This window comes from Allorhizobium pseudoryzae, assembly GCF_011046245.1.
Taxonomy (GTDB): Bacteria; Pseudomonadota; Alphaproteobacteria; order Rhizobiales; family Rhizobiaceae; genus Neorhizobium; species Neorhizobium pseudoryzae.
The window spans coordinates 55,770-70,277 of record NZ_CP049243.1 but is presented as its reverse complement, the minus strand read 5'-3'; the positions used below and the strand labels follow the sequence as shown (position 1 = coordinate 70,277).

16 protein-coding genes are annotated in these 14,508 nt (G+C 58.4%); 8 read left to right on the top strand and 8 right to left on the bottom strand.

What is annotated here, in order from left to right:
* Positions 1–49: 49 nt before the first annotated feature.
* Positions 50–1,291 (top strand): MFS transporter, encoded by a 1,242-nt coding sequence (locus tag G6N78_RS18580; RefSeq protein WP_370691532.1) that lies wholly within the window; start codon positions 50–52, stop codon positions 1,289–1,291.
* A 248-nt stretch (positions 1,292–1,539) separates the two neighbouring features.
* Positions 1,540–2,094 (top strand): recombinase family protein, encoded by a 555-nt coding sequence (locus G6N78_RS18575; protein ID WP_165222288.1) that lies wholly within the window; start codon positions 1,540–1,542, stop codon positions 2,092–2,094.
* A 72-nt stretch (positions 2,095–2,166) separates the two neighbouring features.
* Here the strand turns inward: G6N78_RS18575 and G6N78_RS18570 are convergent, their stop codons facing one another.
* Both G6N78_RS18570 and G6N78_RS18565 read right to left on the bottom strand, forming a co-directional pair.
* Positions 2,167–3,381, bottom strand: a complete 1,215-nt coding sequence (locus tag G6N78_RS18570) for an ATP-dependent helicase (RefSeq protein ID WP_234906006.1) — start codon at positions 3,379–3,381, stop codon at positions 2,167–2,169.
* A gap of 50 nt (positions 3,382–3,431) precedes the next feature.
* On the bottom strand, positions 3,432–5,246 hold the full coding sequence (locus G6N78_RS18565) for an ATP-dependent nuclease (RefSeq protein WP_165222284.1): 1,815 nt from the start codon (positions 5,244–5,246) through the stop codon (positions 3,432–3,434).
* A 353-nt stretch (positions 5,247–5,599) separates the two neighbouring features.
* Between G6N78_RS18565 and G6N78_RS18560 the strand changes: the two genes are divergently transcribed.
* On the top strand, positions 5,600–5,881 hold the full coding sequence (locus G6N78_RS18560) for a hypothetical protein (protein ID WP_165222282.1): 282 nt from the start codon (positions 5,600–5,602) through the stop codon (positions 5,879–5,881).
* A gap of 26 nt (positions 5,882–5,907) precedes the next feature.
* Here G6N78_RS18560 and G6N78_RS18555 read toward each other — a convergent pair whose 3' ends face one another.
* The 6 genes from G6N78_RS18555 to G6N78_RS18530 are packed head-to-tail and all read right to left on the bottom strand — an operon-like array spanning position 5,908 to position 9,164.
* Complete coding sequence (locus G6N78_RS18555; protein WP_165222280.1) at positions 5,908–6,330, bottom strand: hypothetical protein; 423 nt, start codon at positions 6,328–6,330, stop codon at positions 5,908–5,910.
* 9 nt (positions 6,331–6,339) lie between these two features.
* Positions 6,340–6,927, bottom strand: a complete 588-nt coding sequence (locus G6N78_RS18550) for a hypothetical protein (RefSeq protein ID WP_165222278.1) — start codon at positions 6,925–6,927, stop codon at positions 6,340–6,342.
* 1 nt (position 6,928) lies between these two features.
* A complete protein-coding gene (locus G6N78_RS18545) occupies positions 6,929–7,267 on the bottom strand; it encodes a hypothetical protein (RefSeq protein WP_234906005.1) in 339 nt (112 codons plus the stop codon).
* Between the two features lie 54 nt (positions 7,268–7,321).
* Positions 7,322–8,026, bottom strand: coding sequence for a thermonuclease family protein (locus tag G6N78_RS18540; protein ID WP_165222273.1), 705 nt, complete (start codon positions 8,024–8,026; stop codon positions 7,322–7,324).
* Complete coding sequence (locus G6N78_RS18535) at positions 8,023–8,559, bottom strand: thermonuclease family protein (RefSeq protein ID WP_165222270.1); 537 nt, start codon at positions 8,557–8,559, stop codon at positions 8,023–8,025. The genes G6N78_RS18540 and G6N78_RS18535 overlap by 4 nt, the downstream gene beginning before the upstream one ends.
* The gene (locus tag G6N78_RS18530) at positions 8,556–9,164 is read right to left on the bottom strand and encodes a hypothetical protein (protein WP_107341978.1); all 609 of its coding nucleotides are present in this window, start codon (positions 9,162–9,164) and stop codon (positions 8,556–8,558) included. The genes G6N78_RS18535 and G6N78_RS18530 overlap by 4 nt, the downstream gene beginning before the upstream one ends.
* Before the next feature lie 225 nt (positions 9,165–9,389).
* Here G6N78_RS18530 and G6N78_RS18525 point away from each other — a divergent pair, with 225 nt between their 5' ends.
* From G6N78_RS18525 to G6N78_RS18505, 5 genes are read left to right on the top strand one after another with little or no spacing between them, the layout of a single operon-like run.
* A complete protein-coding gene (locus tag G6N78_RS18525) occupies positions 9,390–10,298 on the top strand; it encodes a lytic transglycosylase domain-containing protein (RefSeq protein ID WP_234906004.1) in 909 nt (302 codons plus the stop codon).
* Positions 10,299–10,308: 10 nt separating this feature from the next.
* Positions 10,309–10,656, top strand: a complete 348-nt coding sequence (locus G6N78_RS18520) for a TrbC/VirB2 family type IV secretion system protein (RefSeq protein WP_037093745.1) — start codon at positions 10,309–10,311, stop codon at positions 10,654–10,656.
* Positions 10,656–10,955, top strand: a complete 300-nt coding sequence (locus G6N78_RS18515) for a VirB3 family type IV secretion system protein (protein ID WP_081950740.1) — start codon at positions 10,656–10,658, stop codon at positions 10,953–10,955. The genes G6N78_RS18520 and G6N78_RS18515 overlap by 1 nt, the downstream gene beginning before the upstream one ends.
* 3 nt (positions 10,956–10,958) lie before the next feature.
* On the top strand, positions 10,959–13,418 hold the full coding sequence (locus G6N78_RS18510; RefSeq protein WP_165222264.1) for a VirB4 family type IV secretion/conjugal transfer ATPase: 2,460 nt from the start codon (positions 10,959–10,961) through the stop codon (positions 13,416–13,418).
* Positions 13,415–14,506, top strand: coding sequence for a lytic transglycosylase domain-containing protein (locus G6N78_RS18505; protein ID WP_165222262.1), 1,092 nt, complete (start codon positions 13,415–13,417; stop codon positions 14,504–14,506). The genes G6N78_RS18510 and G6N78_RS18505 overlap by 4 nt, the downstream gene beginning before the upstream one ends.
* Positions 14,507–14,508: the final 2 nt, after the last annotated feature.

The window sequence follows — 14,508 nt, the reverse complement described above, 5'->3', positions numbered from 1 at the left end:
GAAGTGGCAACATGCGCCCAGATCAAGATTCGAACAAGAGGAAAAGGCATTGGAATACGTAGAACCAGTCTCATCCAGATTATTGCGACGCCGCATCACGGCGACGCTGGCGTTGGCGATGTTGCTCGCTTCGCTCGGCACCAGCATCGCCAACATCGCGCTGCCGGCGCTGGCTGAAGCGTTCGCTGCTCCGTTTTCACAAGTGCAGGCAATCGTTGTCGCCTATCTCGCCACATTGACGGTCTCGGTGTTGATTGCCGGCCGGCTCGGCGACCGTTTCGGCATGAAGCCCATGCTCATCTCGGGTCTGCTCATTTTCGCCATCGCGTCGCTATTGTGCGCTGTTGCCCCAACGCTGTGGCTGCTCACCGCCGCCCGCGCGGTTCAAGGCGTGGGCGCCGCCTTCCTGATGACGCTCTCCATGGCGCTTATGCGCCAGACCGCGCACGAGGCCCACATCGGCCGGGCAATGGGCGTACTCGGCACGGTATCGGCGCTGGGAACGGCCCTCGGCCCATCGCTGGGCGGGCTGCTGCTCCCGCTGGGCGGCTGGCGCGCCATCTTCTGGGTGCAGGTGCCGCTGGCAACCCTGGCATTGATCCTCGCGGTGTCGGTTCTGACCGGCGGCGCACGAAAGGCAAAGGCCACTTCGGCACGCCTGCAGTCAGTGATGAACCGCGCTCTGGTGCCCAATCTCCTCGTCAACGTGCTGGTTGCTGCCGTGATGATGACGACGCTGGTTGTCGGCCCTTTCTACCTCGGTCTCGGCCTTGCGCTGACGCCCACGCAGGTCGGCCTGGTCATGGCGCTTGGCCCGGTTATCTCCATCCTCAGCGGAGTCCCGTCCGGCCGACTGGTGGATACTTGGGGCAGCGGCCGGATGCTTGGCGTCGGCCTGCTTTTGCTGACCGCAGGTGCGTTGCTGCTAGCCTTCTTGCCGAACATGATCGGGATCGCTGGCTACATGATATCCATTTTTGTACTCACTCCTGGCTACCAGCTCTTCCAGGCCGCCAACAACACCGCGGCCCTGAAGGATGTGCCAAAGGACCGCCACGGAACGGTCTCCGGGTTGCTCGGCCTGTCTCGCAACATCGGCCTGATCGGTGGCGCATCCGCCACCGGCATCGTCTTTACCCTTGGCGTCGGGACGGAGGATATCGCTCATGCAACAGCAACAGCCATCGCGAATGGAATGCGCATGACCTTCCTGCAGTCATTTGCGATGATGGTCATTGCCATTGCCGTCACTATTCGCCGGCCAAAGGTCTATGCAGAAAAACGCCGCTGAGGAAGCAATGGACTTGGGAAGGTGATCATCGAAGGCGCAATGTCTGGGGGGCGCCCCTCCCCGTCATGGCTCGATCAGCCCCCAACCAGACATCTCGGGGCGACCGGCGTTCGTAAAGATTCCGACCGCCCATTAGGGTATACCTGCTGAGACAATGCCCGTGAGACGCAAACTAGTGTATCATTTGGGTTGATTTTGCAGATATGAGACGCTACCCAAAGAAGGTCTAGAACCTAATGAGACGTTTCATGGCAATTTACGGGTATGCGCGGGTCAGCACCATCGATCAGGATCTAGCGATTCAAGAGGCGGCTTTGAAGGCGGCCGGGTGCACGGTCATCCGGGCCGAAAAGAAATCCGGATCGAGCAAGCATGATCGGAAGGAGCTTAACACGCTTCTTGAATTTATGCGCGACGGCGACAGCCTGGTTGTGACGCGGGTCGATCGGCTGGCGCGCTCAGTCGGGGATCTGCAGGACATCGTACGGCTGCTCAAGCAAAAGGGGGTGACGCTGAAGGCGACGGAACAGCCGATCGACACCAGCTCGGCGGCCGGCAAAGCTTTCCTTGATATGCTCGGGGTGTTTGCTGAGTTCGAGACGAACCTTCGTAGAGAACGACAGATGGAAGGCATCGCTGCAGCAAAGAGCAGAGGAGTCTACAAAGGCAGGAAGCCCCATGTTGATATTGCTGAGATCCGCCGGCTTAAATCCGACGGGATGGGACCAACAGAGATTGCAAAGACGCTGAACATCGGCCGGGCGAGCGTATATCGTGCCCTCAGAGAAACTGCAGCCTCGTAGGACAAGCTCGGAGACGGGTTCAACGTTCCGTCATCTGCGCTCTCGCCAAGGCAGCCAAACTGCTTCCAGCGTTCAGGCGAACGGCGCGGCGGCGAGAATATCCTGCCCCTGGACGATGACATTACACCATCGCTTTGCCCGGGTGATCGCATTGTAGAGCAGGCGACGCTTGTGTTCAGCGTCGCCGCCTACCTGATAGGGCCAGATGATCACGACGCCCTCGAACTCCCTGTTCTTGGCTTGCTGCACCGTCATCGCCGTCAGTTGATGTGACGCGCCGCCACCATGCTGCCGTCGTAGCGAGACCTGCCGTGCAATCACGGCCTCGATCTCTGCACGGGTGAAATCTGTCCTTCCGCAGGCGTGGATCTGGTTTTCGATCCACGACAAGGCTGCACGCACGGGTACATTTCGCGGCATAGCCCGCAGCGCTGCGCAGGCCACCGCCGCCGGAACCTCGGCCGCAAGATCGAGACCTGCGATAATCGCCTGCGCCTCGTCGCGGTCGTTGCCCTCCCAATGAACGGTGTAAGGCCCGTTGTTACGTTTGCCACACGGGCCCTCAGCCAGCCGAGCGACAACTGACGTTGCGAAGCCGCCTTGGAGCGCCGGCGTGATTACCGCAACATCGCCGCCCTGCCGCCAGGCGATAGCATTGGCGAGAAACGTCGCGGCTAGCGGCACGCTGACGCCAGGCGGCAGCAACTTGAACCCAACACCGTTCACCGGCGCATTTCCAGCGCGAACGGCGGTCGCTGCAGCTAGCAGACCCGCGGCATTCGTGCGACGTACCTGCACCAATCTTTCCGGTTCTGCGTCCTCTTGCAGCCATGCGACCAGTGGGTTCGGGCGGAGTGCCTGATCCAAGCACTGAAACTCGTCCGCGGCAATCAGCGCATGGACGGCCCCCGCGACCGCCTTGAGCATGCGCAGACGCTCCGGCTTGAGATCCTGACCTTCATCGACTAGCACAATAGGGAAACTCGCCGCGACCCAACCGCAAACTTGAGACTGCTCCAGCAGCAATCCGGCTGCGTCGCAGACTCGATCAAAATCGCCTTCGGTTGCAGGGGCGATGGCGAGCGCGCCTGCCAGTCCCCGCCACCGGCGATAGATGTGCCACGCAAAGGCGTCGATCGTACAACACTCCACGCGTCCGCGAAGGTTGGCGACCGAACGAAGCCGCTCGGATAGGCGCCGCCGCGACCCGTGCATGAAGGTGAGCGCGAGAACACGTTGCCCGTCCTCTAAGGGGTGGGTCTCAAGTCGTTCAGCCAGCATGGCCATCAGCCGATGTGTCTTTCCGCAGCCGGCTCCCCCTTCGACAGCTTGAACGGTCACGGCGCGAAGACCTTGATGGTCGGATAGTGTGGATCCGCCACGAACAGCGGATTATCGTTACCCTGAGCGACCTCAGTGATCGCGTTGAGAAGCAATCGCGCTCGAGCGCAACATGCTTCGTTTGCGCCGATCGCCCCCGCGACCGCTTCGTAGCTCGAACTGTCCTTCTTGAGTCCGCCTGTCGCTCGCACATCGTCCTTGAGGCGCGCGACGAGATCACCGACATTTGCGGGAGGGTTATCAATAGAAATAGTCGAGAGACAGGCAGCCGCGTCGGCATCGATGATCCAGCCGATCACGTCCTCGAGCATCTGACCGTCGGCCCATCGCAAAATGACCCCCGAATTCGGAGCGCCCGCTACGGCGAGAGCATTTGCATAACCCATGCCTTCTTGGTCGCCATCAACCAGCGCGACCACGCGAGGGTGAAGCGGAGACATCGCCGCCACCGTTCGCACCACAGATCCGTCGTGGGTCGGTATCACGCCGACGAAGGCGTCGAACCGGCATTCATCGGCCGCAGCCCAGCTCTGATGAAGGTCAACGGCTCGGACGAGCAGACCCAGCCATTCATAATCGGTTCTCCCCTCGGGGATCAGAACGAAGTCGTGCATGATCGCCGCAATTGTCTCGACGCGATTCACCTGGAACAGCTTGCGGACACTATTAGGCGTGTCAGCTGACAAGGCCGATTGCAGAAGCGGCACTGAAGTTAAAACGCCACCTTCGTTGCGCAACACCGCGACGCCGCTTGGGTCTGCCAGCGCAGCAACCATCGGTGAGTGGGTCGATACCAAGGTCTGACGTGATAGAGACTGGATCCGATGTACCAGCCTACGCTGCAACGCCGGTGGGACATGCAATTCGGGCTCTTCCAACGCCATCCAAAAGTTCTCGTCAACCTCGACCCGCAGCCGCCCGAACTGCAACAGCAACAACAGATGCTGCAGTGACAGGAGTCCGCTGCCATGCCGCTTCGCGGGGAGCGGTAGGTCGGCCCCGTTATGGGCGTAGTGCGAGACAACGGATTCGAGCAGCCCGTCAGAATCAGTGGGGGTCACCCGCAAATGCAAGGTCGGGTTCGTCCGAAAGAAGCCACTGAGCTCTTGATTGAGCCGTTCGACGATTGGAGAGAGCCTTTCGTCCTCTTCTAGCGTCGCTTGTGGGTTACGCAAACGGTCGCGCTCGGCGAGGACCGACTCAGAAGGCTGGCCGCCGCCCGCCGCTACTACGCGGCGGAATAGCTCTGAGCCAAACGTCACGGTCCGGTCCCACGTCCGCGCCGCCGGCACGAAAAAGAAGCCAAGTTCGCGGATCAATCGGGCGGGAAGCGGGGTCGCCGTTTCGTCGTCAAACACGTCGCCGACACTGTCGTCATCGTGAAAATACCGCAGCGTTTCTACCTCAAGTGAAGGCCTATGAAACCGCGCCGAAAAGGCAATCTGGCAGGCGAGCTTCCAAGCTGGACTATTGCGTGCGGGATGCACTGCGCCGGTAGCCGCGTCCCACCATTTAACGATGCCCCTATCGTCCCGGAACCAGTCTGGATGCTGGGCCGGATCATCTTCGTGGAACCCGATCACCGTTGCGATCAATCGAATCCGATCTGCTGGCTGCGGATTGCTGCCGTGAAAGTCATGCTCGGTTAAAGTGCGGATCATCCGGTCGCGGCCGAACAAGAGAGCCAGCGCCTCGATAACCGTAGTCTTGCCGCAGTTATTCGCGCCGACAAGCACTGTGTGCGGCGAGAAGCGGATTGAGCCGTTCCGCACGCCCCGGAAATTCTCGATCTTTAAGCTAGCTATCTCCATGGCACCCCCCATCCAGTGCAAAGGTATCGGACGCGCATCAAGCTGTCAGCAACACATCGGACCAAAAGACGACTTAAATCAACGCACTGAGAGGGGAGAAAGGCGCTCTGCCCTCTCTCCCCCACAAGCACTAAACCGGTCTCCCCATGCTTCGGCCTGCGGCCTGCAGCACCGGCCGCATTTCCCTGAAATCCGTCTCGGCCCTCCGGGTGGGTGATCCCCCTCCGGTTTAGCGCTTGTCCCCCTCTCTCCTGCTGTTCCGCACGAGCTCGGGAGCAGGAGCGGGGCTCCTGCCCTCCCTTCGATTTTCGGGAGGCCAAGGAGTGATCGCTTGCGCTTGTGGAGAGGGAAAGATGACAGAAGAGCTTGAGCTGCAAACCAACGAGCCATTGTCCGTGAAGGTCGAACGTCACCGAGCCGTCTACCTGGCAGCCGTCAACGGCGAGGGCGGCGCTGACATGGATCAAGAAGCGAATGCACGTATGGAAATCATCAGGCACGCGCCGTCAGATCAGGATGAGAGAGATCAGAAGCTACTTTACATAGCGGGGTACCTAATTGCCTCCAAGGGGAGCCTAAACCCTGAGGAAATGGAGCTTCTTCTTTCAGGCTCCATCTCACTATCGGGGCATTGATGATCAACAGGCATCTGGCCCTGAAATCAGTAGTTGGTGGCAACCCATTCGCCGGATGAAGACTTGGCAAATCCAATAACGCGATCGAGAGGAGCTGCGTTTGCATTCCTCTTGATGGCCGCAACGCATGATACGCCTGGACCGCTGGCGTTCTCGTCACACTCTCCCAAAGCAAGGGTTACATCGGCTTCACCGCGGCCGGTCCTCAGAGGATTGCGGGCATAAGCCTTGCGGTATGCGGCTAGAGCTTCCTCTTCTGTCGGTATTTCAAGCACAGGGGCCGGAGGTTCGGGAATTAGGGAGGGATTGGCTGCGATAAGGGCCGCGATCTCCGCATCAGTAGGGGCCCGAACAACCGGCTCTGGCTCCGGCATGATGAGATAAGTACCTCCAGCACCGGCGAGAATGCCAATACCTGCGGCTGCTACGATGAGAATGTTGCTGTTCATGTCATCCACTCAGTCATTCAGGTTGAACCAAGCGCGCTGATTGACGCCCTTATCGTTCGGAATGTCGAAATAATAAGGATCCGCGCGGCGAGGGCGGGGCTGAGTAATCTGCACCATGCAGCCATTGTCTCGGTTGAAAACATCATTGTCGTTGTTCTGGTTGATCTGCCGGATCGTGACACCCTTGCGCTCGTTTTCTTGGCTGTCACCAAATTGGGTACGGAAGGCGGCACGGTTGCTGCACTGGTTGACGGTCTTCGTGCACTGATCATTGTCGTCACGGCCCAAGAACGGCCGATCCCCATCGGTGCGGGAGGAAACGGCGGTCATGCCGGCAGGGCATTCCTCGTAAGGTTCATAGCCCGGTTTTCCGGCTTTTGCTTCATGGCAGATCGGCCAGGAGAAGCCGGGCTTCGCCATAGCTGATACGAGCCTTTTCATCGGGGGAACGCAGTAGGGGACGCCATGCCAAGACGGGCTTTGTGAGGCTGCGCACAAGAGGATCTGGCAACCCCATGTGGCATCCTCGGCCTTGGCAGATGCTGGAGAGATGGCAAGAGCCGCGAGACCGGCCACGGCAAAAAACACTGGTTTCATATCAGGTGTCCCTCTTGATCAATGCTGCTGAAATTGCCGGCTCGGAAAAAGGTCTTTCGAGCGGAGTCCTGTGCTGGATGCGTTCGCCTGCGGCGTAGATGACGGCCGAGATCAGCGCGAAGCACGCAAACCAGGAAATGCCGATGCGATAGAGCAGTGGCTGATTGGGAATGTCCCGAGAAACCGCGGCGAAGGCTAGGAGCCCGACCAGATAGCTGTCGAAGGACAAGTGACGCTTGTCGTGGAAAGCCAGCGACAGGATGAGAAGGAAGGCCGCTAGTAGCGCGTGGATCCACCAGAGTCTCTGCGCCGGGATTATGAGGGCGATGGCAAGCAGCAAGCCAGCCAAGGGATCCGTTGCGAGAGAGGTCGCAATATGTGCGAGGTCTGGCAACTATCGGTCTGTCCTCTTCGGCTTGTTTCGCGCATCAGCAAAAGGAGGAGAGATCTCGCTTTTCCTCTCGGCCAATAGATTGAAGTCGGCGATCGGATGCCGATCTAGCGTCTTGTCGACGGCTTTCCGGCGCCATTCGTTCATGTCCAACGCGTAGGTTCCCCACATCCCATACCGGGCGGCCATCGCGTTGGTCTGATAAGCGTAATATTGGGCGTTGATGTAAGGGGAATCGAGACGAGCCCAACCGACGCGCAGCATTTTGGCGGCGAGATCCACACCGTTAGTCGTGCATTGTGCGACGGGTATCCCATCGTTCGCGTAGGCCAGACCGACGCAAGTCGTGGGTCTGTTTCCGACAGTCCTTTTCAGCCAGGCCTTGGCGAAGGGACCGCATGGAACGGGGGTAGGGGCCTGTTGCTTGTCCCGGTTGGTCCACTTTGCGTTCAAAGCCCATTGAGGAAGCTCACAGGTGTCGATGCCGGCCAACCTCACTTTATAGCCATTGCCAAGCGTGCCGAACCATAGCGTGCGGCCGTCAACAACGGTTACCGGGCCTTTGAACGTCGGCAACCGAACAGCAGCAGCAACTGGAGGCGCAGCCTGACCGCGTAGGGCGTGCCAGTTCTGATAGATCGGATCGGCGGCAAACGCCGGCTGGGCCAAAGAACTTGCGGCGATAAAAAGGAAAAGGCGGCTTCTCATGGCTGGGCGCTCCTCGATCGCTGGTTCGCCTCACGACTAAGCAGGATGGAAGGATGCTGAACGTCGGAGAATTGCCAAAGGCCGGCCTTCTTTTGCTGAGCAAGCTGCTCGGCTATGGCGTAGGGGGCATGATAAGGGAGACCATCGGTCTTCAAGGCAGCGAATGCATAGCCGCTTGTCACCATGATCTGCGCGAGGTCGAGCCTTTGACTGCCAACCGTGGCGTAACAAACGACATATGAGATGCCGTTAAGCTTCGCCACGGGGGCACAGATCGGTTTGGTGTCCTTGATGTAGGCAGCCAACATCGCAAGCGATGCCTCGCCGCAATCCTTCTTGTTGCCCTGACCATCCGTGTAGGCAGTGCCGCGCAAGCAGGACTGGATGCCATAGAGACGAAACCGTTCTAGGTTCGAGATCCAGGTGTCCCCCGTTTCCAGGGTGATGCCGGGAGCAAGATCGAAGTACCCTTCAGGTGCGGCATTGGCTGCAAAGGGCAGTAGAGTCGCGACGAGTGCAGCAGCAAGCTTCATTGCGCCTTCACCCGAGGATCTGCCCACATGCCGTAGGAACCCTTCTGGCCGATTTCCTGAGCCTCCGTGAGATCAGGACGTTCGAATGAACCATCAGCTTTCTTAGTCAGGCGAACCGCTCCTAACGACAGAAGCTGCTCCTCAAGATTATCAACCGTGTCCATTGCTCCAGGATAGTTATAGTAGCCGTAGCAAGTGACATCCTGAACGGGGGCAGTCTGCTCGCTGATGAAGGCCCTGCAGAACAGAACCTTGGGGCTCTGCAGCATCGTTTGCAGCTGCTGCGTACCAAACTCCTCGCAAGTCCCGGAATAGTCCTCTGCGCGATTGACCAGATCGCCGCTGCAGGGCTGAACGCCATACAGATGCAACGTTGTCGCTTCATCGACGCGAAACTCAGTCGCCGAGATAGCCTTGAAGCCATTGGCAGTGGCGTACCCTTTGCGATCAGCGACTTTGCCGGTCCCGTCGTAATACTCGACGACAAGAACCGTCTTGCCCGGCGCCGCCAGTGACCTGATGTAGTCCTTGTTCACCGCAGGAGCGGCAAGCGCTTGTGTTGCCAATGCGCAACTTAGAAGCGCGGGAATGATGGCCTGTTTCATATTCTAGCCCTAACCATCTGTAGTGCGATTGTTGACCCTGCAAAATAGTGTTTAACACCGATCAGAAAACTTGTAAGAGTGCATCAAATCGGTATCATGCGTGCATTAACTCTAGTCGGTTTTCATGGCGATCACAACACCGTTTGACGGGCGGGTGCGATGGATAAAAACACTGTCTATGCAGGGTATCTAGGCCCGCGAACCCTGACTAGCGGAGCATTATCCGTGCTGCTCGCGGCCAATACTGCAGCGTCACAAGACTTAGCCACAACAGGGCGTATTTCCAGCGATTACAACGATTCTGTGACAATCAATGAGGAATCTCTTGTCACGAACTTCGAAGATCGCTGGAGCGGTGTCGAGACATCGGAGAAGGAATTTGTCCTTGGTGCAAACGGTGTTGTCACGAAGGGCGGAGCTGAAGTATTGGGCGCAACGGCGTCGAAAGACGCGGGCGCCAAAGGGCATCACATTGATGCGTCTGTCAGCGCATATTTTGATGTCTCGGAGCGCGCCACCGGCCGCATTGAGCCTGTCCAAACTCCCACTCTAGATACTAGATCTAGTGATACCCCCGAAAATCTAGGGGCAGGAACTCCCGTTGAAGAGTGCGGGCCGTCGCCCCTGTCACCTGACGAGATTAAAGCGTTGGTTGCATCCACTGCGCGCCGATACAGCGTCGATGAGGGCTTCGCGGTTGCGATTGCCTGGGCCGAAAGCCGCTTCGATGAGATCCGCAATTCACCGAAAGGCGCACGCGGACCTATGCAGCTTATCCCCGAAACGGCGGCTCGCTTCGGTGTTCAGGACATTTGCGATCCCGCTCATAACATCGAGGGCGGGATGAAGTACCTCCGCTTCCTGCTCGATGAGTTTCAGAACCCGCTTCTGGTCGCGGCCGCTTACAACAGCGGGGAGGGGCGCATCTACGAATATGGCGGCGTTCCGCCATTCCAAGAGACCGTCGGCTATGTCGCAAAGGTTGTGAATTTCCAGCTTGGCCTACCGATGCCAACCGGCAAACGGAAGGCAAACGGGATCGTCCGAGACATGGCGGAAAAGAACACCAGCGATGCCGGAGTCATCGCTGTGGAGAAGACCGGCAAGTTCGTCGGCGGCGTGATGCATTTTTAAGGAGAGAACTATGAAGAACGTCGTTTCCCGGCATTCCGGGGCATTGAAGGCAGTAGCCGTCATTGGCTTGGTGGCAGCCCTGCAGGTTGCAGGCGCTGATCAAGCGCTTGCACAGGCTGGCGGTGGTGGCGGCGGTGCATTCGCCCCCCTTCAGACAGCCGTACAGATGATCGTTGACTTCATCACCGGCCCCTTCGGACGTCTGATGGCAATCATCGCCGTGATTGGCCTCGGCTTCCTTGCCTTTGCCGGCAGGCTTTCGTGGTTCACGGCCGGAGCCGTCGTCATTGGCATCGGTCTCGTGTTCGGCGCCCCTGCCATCGTTGACCAGATGATTTCGTCGGTAGGCGGCGGCTGATGAGCGATTTTCAGGACGAGAAGCCAGCTTTGACGCCGTTGGTGATCGGCTTGACACGTTCTCCGACGCTATGGGGCGTGCCCTACATGGCGGTCGTCCTGATCATCGGCGTGACAATCATTGGGTGGCTGGTGACGAACCATCTGGCGGCACTGCTGATCGCGCCAGCCGCCTACCTTGTCCTTTTCTCGCTTTGTGCCTGGGACAGCAAGATTCTCGACGTCCTGCAGGTCACGTCCCGCAAGACGCCAAGGACCCCCAACAAGCGCTTTTGGGGCACCAACTCATACGGACCATAGTAGATGCTGAAAGTCGTCAAGGAAGAGCTTGGGTTTGGGAAGGTCGCCGGCAACGAGCGACCTATGTCCGTTCACATCCCCTATATGCGGCATGTTTCTGACACGGTCATCGGGCTCGAGAATGGAACCCTGATCAGCGTCATCAAGCTTGATGGACTGTTCTTCCAGACGGAGGACCAGGCCGAATTGAACATGCGTTCTGTTGTGCAGAACACCATGATCCGAGCACTAGGTTCGAGCCGCTATTCTCTTTGGTCGACTGTAATCCGTCGTGAGGTCGAGACCGAAATCGGCGGTTCGTTCGATTCCTCCTTCTGCGAGATCCTGAACGATCGCTATATGGACCAACTTCGCAAGAAGCGGATGTTCACGAACGAAATCTACCTGACGATCGTGCGTTCGGGCATGAAAGGGGCGCTTGGCCTCGGCGACTCGCTGAAGCGGATCTTTGAACGCTCGAACAAGGAGGCCAGGGCCCAAGCGACCCGTGAAGACGTGACCGACCTCGAAGAGCTGGTTGGGAACATCGTGAAAGAGTTGCACAAGTACGGCGCAAAGCCGCTTGGCATCACGTATCGCAAGAAATCAGACGATACCGCGAAAAAGGACATCGATGGAGAAGACGCTAAGGGCGATCCGTATTCGGAGCCCTGCGAGTTATTCAACACGATCCTGACCTGCGGGGTGCCGCGAAAGATGCGGCTTCCGCGCATGGGAATTCGCAACTACGTCGGCACTTCACGGCTTCACTTTTCAAAGCGGACGATGCAGGCACAAGCGGCGGTGGAAGAAGATAGCCGCTATGCCGCTCTACTCTCAATCAAAGAATATCCTCCATTCACTGGTCCCGGCATGTTGGATGGGTTGCTGCAGGTGAACCACGAGTTCATCCTGACGCAGTCCTTCACCCTTGCAGACAAACCGATCGCACAAGAGCGGATCAGCCGCCTTCAACGCCAAATCAAGGCCTCCGACGAAGCGGGTAGTTCAGTCGAATCCGACATCGACTATGCTTTGAACAGCCTCCTCAATCAGGAGGCTGTATTCGGCTTCCATCATTTTTCGCTTCTGTGCATTTCGCGGGACCTCGAGGGATTAAGCCGTTGCGTGTCGGAACTTGGCGCTTGCCTCACCGACATGAACATCAACTGGCTCCGGGAAGACCTCAATCTTGAGGCGGCGTTCTGGGCGCAGCTGCCTGGAAACCGCTCCTACATCTCCCGCATCGCCATGCTGTCGAGCGCCAACTTCTCCGGCCTTTCCTCGATGCATAATTTCGCGACTGGACAAGCGGATCGCACCCATTGGGGCCTGCCAATCACCATTCTGGAAACGACCTCACAAACCCCCTACTGGTTCAACTTCCACCGCCGGGATATCGGGCACTTCACGGTGACTGGTCCGACAGGATCCGGCAAGACCGTAGGTTTGACCTTCCTGCTGGCTCAGGCGATGCGGGTTTCACCCACGCCTCGCGCCGTGTTCTTCGACAAGGACCGGGGGGCTGAGATCTTCGTCAGGGCGATCGGCGGAGCCTACGAAGTTTTGTCTCCGGGAACGCCCACGGGCTTTAACCCGCTGCAACTGGAAAACACCGGCGAGAACCGGGAATTTCTGGTCCGTCTGCTCAAGGCCATGCTGCGCGGCGATCGTCGCACCGACTTCACGCAAGAGGACGAGGACACGCTGGAAAAGGCAATCGTCCGGATCATGCAGGAGCCGGCAGCTCAGCGGAACCTCCCGAATCTTGCCGGCCTCTTGATGGGGCGGTCCAAGGCCGATGCCAACGATCTGTACTCGCGGCTTCGCCCTTGGATCGAAGGCGAAAAAGCCTGGCTGTTCAACGCGCCCCATGACGTCCTTTCCTTCTCGGGTCACAGCGTCTTTGGCTTTGATATGACCAACATCCTCGGAAACGAGGAGCTAAGAACCCCTGCGCTGATGTATCTTTACCATCGGCTGGACGAGCTGCTGGACGGTAACCCCGTCATGTTCTTCATGGATGAAGGCTGGCAGCTACTGATGGATGACACTTTCAGCGCCTTCATCGTCGACAAGATGAAGACGATCCGAAAGCTCAACGGCATCGTGGGCTTTGGTACGCAGTCGGCTGCTGACATTACCAAATCCAAAGCGTCGCACACGCTCATTGAGCAATCGGCGACCAACATCCACTTCCCGAACCCACGGGCTGACGAAGAGAGCTACATCAAGCGCTTCGGCCTGACGGTGAAGGAGTTCAAGTTCATCAAGAACACGCCTCCTGAAAAGAGAACCTTCCTGATTAAGCATGGCAACGACTCTGTCATTGCGCGTCTCGATCTGTCGACAATGCCGGATCTCGTGAAGGTGCTTTCAGGACGCAAGGAGACGATCGAGGAGTGCGCGGCACTTCGCGAGCAGTACGGAGACGAACCCGAAAACTGGTTGGCGAAATTCTGCGGATGGGAGAAGGCCGAATGAGGAACAGTCGGATTCTAACGCTGCTGGTTGCAGCCTTGGCTTGTGGAACAGCGCCCCCCGCCTCCTCGCAGGTTCCTGTTACAGATGGCGCCCTCACTTCAACAGATGCGGTGCGCAATGAAACGACGAAGCAGATCGAAGAAACAGACAGTCGCCGGCACTCCGTGAGCAAGAGCGTCACCTGCTCGATGTACCGGCCGGGGCGCGGAGGTGACGCCCCCTCGGCAGCACAAGCCAATCCGGAGATTGTCGGGCTCGTGAAGCGAGTGGCGCGTGAGGAAGGGGTAGACGAAACCCTCTTCATGTCTCTCGTCTACCAGGAGAGCCGGTTCAATCCCTGCGCAAAGTCGCCTGTCGGCGCCATGGGCTTGTCGCAGCTGATGCCCGGCACAGCCAAGGATCTTGGCGTGAACCCTCACGATATCGAGGATAACCTCCGCGGCGGCGCACGCTACCTGAAGCAGCAGCTCCGTACCTTCAACGGTAATACCAACCTAGCCCTAGCGGCATACAACGCGGGGCCAGGCAACGTTCGAAAGTATGGCGGCATCCCTCCGTTCAAGGAGACGCAGGGGTATGTAGCCGCGATCAAAGGCAAGTGGATGCCTCAGTTCGGAGGCTCCGATGTGTCGAACATCCCCGAAAACTTCGGCGGAGGCACGTCGGGCTTTTCAGGTGCGAGAGACGCAACGATCAACTCAATGGCAACCAGCCAGTCGATTTCCGAAAACAGCGGGAACGTTGTGTCATGGCTTCAGCAACTCGGCCAGATGGAAAGCGGCACGATCCAAGACAGCTGGGACCACAATTCCGGCGCACGCAATGCGAACCTCGAGATGATGAACCAAGTCATCCGCCTCGGAACAACGATGGCGGAGCTTATGAATTCTCAAAATGCACTCGATTTGGGCGGGCTCTCGGGGTCTTCGCGGTCCAGCGATTACAAGCGAGACGAGAAGGAAGACGATCGCGAGGTAGCTGACCTCTGCGACAAGGAACTGCAGCTTGAGTGGAATCCGGAGGAACAGGCCTGCGTTCGAAAACTCGAACCAGAGGCTGACATGAAGCTGATGTTGAGCGCCGAATGACA

Bases quoted from the DNA above. Each gene is read 5' to 3' on its own strand.
- G6N78_RS18575 (WP_165222288.1), top strand. From the start codon at position 1,540: ATGGCAATTTACGGGTATGCGCGGGTCAGCACCATCGATCAGGATCTA.
- G6N78_RS18570 (WP_234906006.1), bottom strand. From the start codon at position 3,381: ATGGCCATGCTGGCTGAACGACTTGAGACCCACCCCTTAGAGGACGGG.
- G6N78_RS18565 (WP_165222284.1), bottom strand. From the start codon at position 5,246: ATGGAGATAGCTAGCTTAAAGATCGAGAATTTCCGGGGCGTGCGGAAC.
- G6N78_RS18560 (WP_165222282.1), top strand. From the start codon at position 5,600: ATGACAGAAGAGCTTGAGCTGCAAACCAACGAGCCATTGTCCGTGAAG.
- G6N78_RS18555 (WP_165222280.1), bottom strand. From the start codon at position 6,330: ATGAACAGCAACATTCTCATCGTAGCAGCCGCAGGTATTGGCATTCTC.
- G6N78_RS18550 (WP_165222278.1), bottom strand. From the start codon at position 6,927: ATGAAACCAGTGTTTTTTGCCGTGGCCGGTCTCGCGGCTCTTGCCATC.
- G6N78_RS18540 (WP_165222273.1), bottom strand. From the start codon at position 8,026: ATGAGAAGCCGCCTTTTCCTTTTTATCGCCGCAAGTTCTTTGGCCCAG.
- G6N78_RS18535 (WP_165222270.1), bottom strand. From the start codon at position 8,559: ATGAAGCTTGCTGCTGCACTCGTCGCGACTCTACTGCCCTTTGCAGCC.
- G6N78_RS18530 (WP_107341978.1), bottom strand. From the start codon at position 9,164: ATGAAACAGGCCATCATTCCCGCGCTTCTAAGTTGCGCATTGGCAACA.
- G6N78_RS18520 (WP_037093745.1), top strand. From the start codon at position 10,309: ATGAAGAACGTCGTTTCCCGGCATTCCGGGGCATTGAAGGCAGTAGCC.
- G6N78_RS18515 (WP_081950740.1), top strand. From the start codon at position 10,656: ATGAGCGATTTTCAGGACGAGAAGCCAGCTTTGACGCCGTTGGTGATC.
- G6N78_RS18510 (WP_165222264.1), top strand. From the start codon at position 10,959: ATGCTGAAAGTCGTCAAGGAAGAGCTTGGGTTTGGGAAGGTCGCCGGC.
- G6N78_RS18505 (WP_165222262.1), top strand. From the start codon at position 13,415: ATGAGGAACAGTCGGATTCTAACGCTGCTGGTTGCAGCCTTGGCTTGT.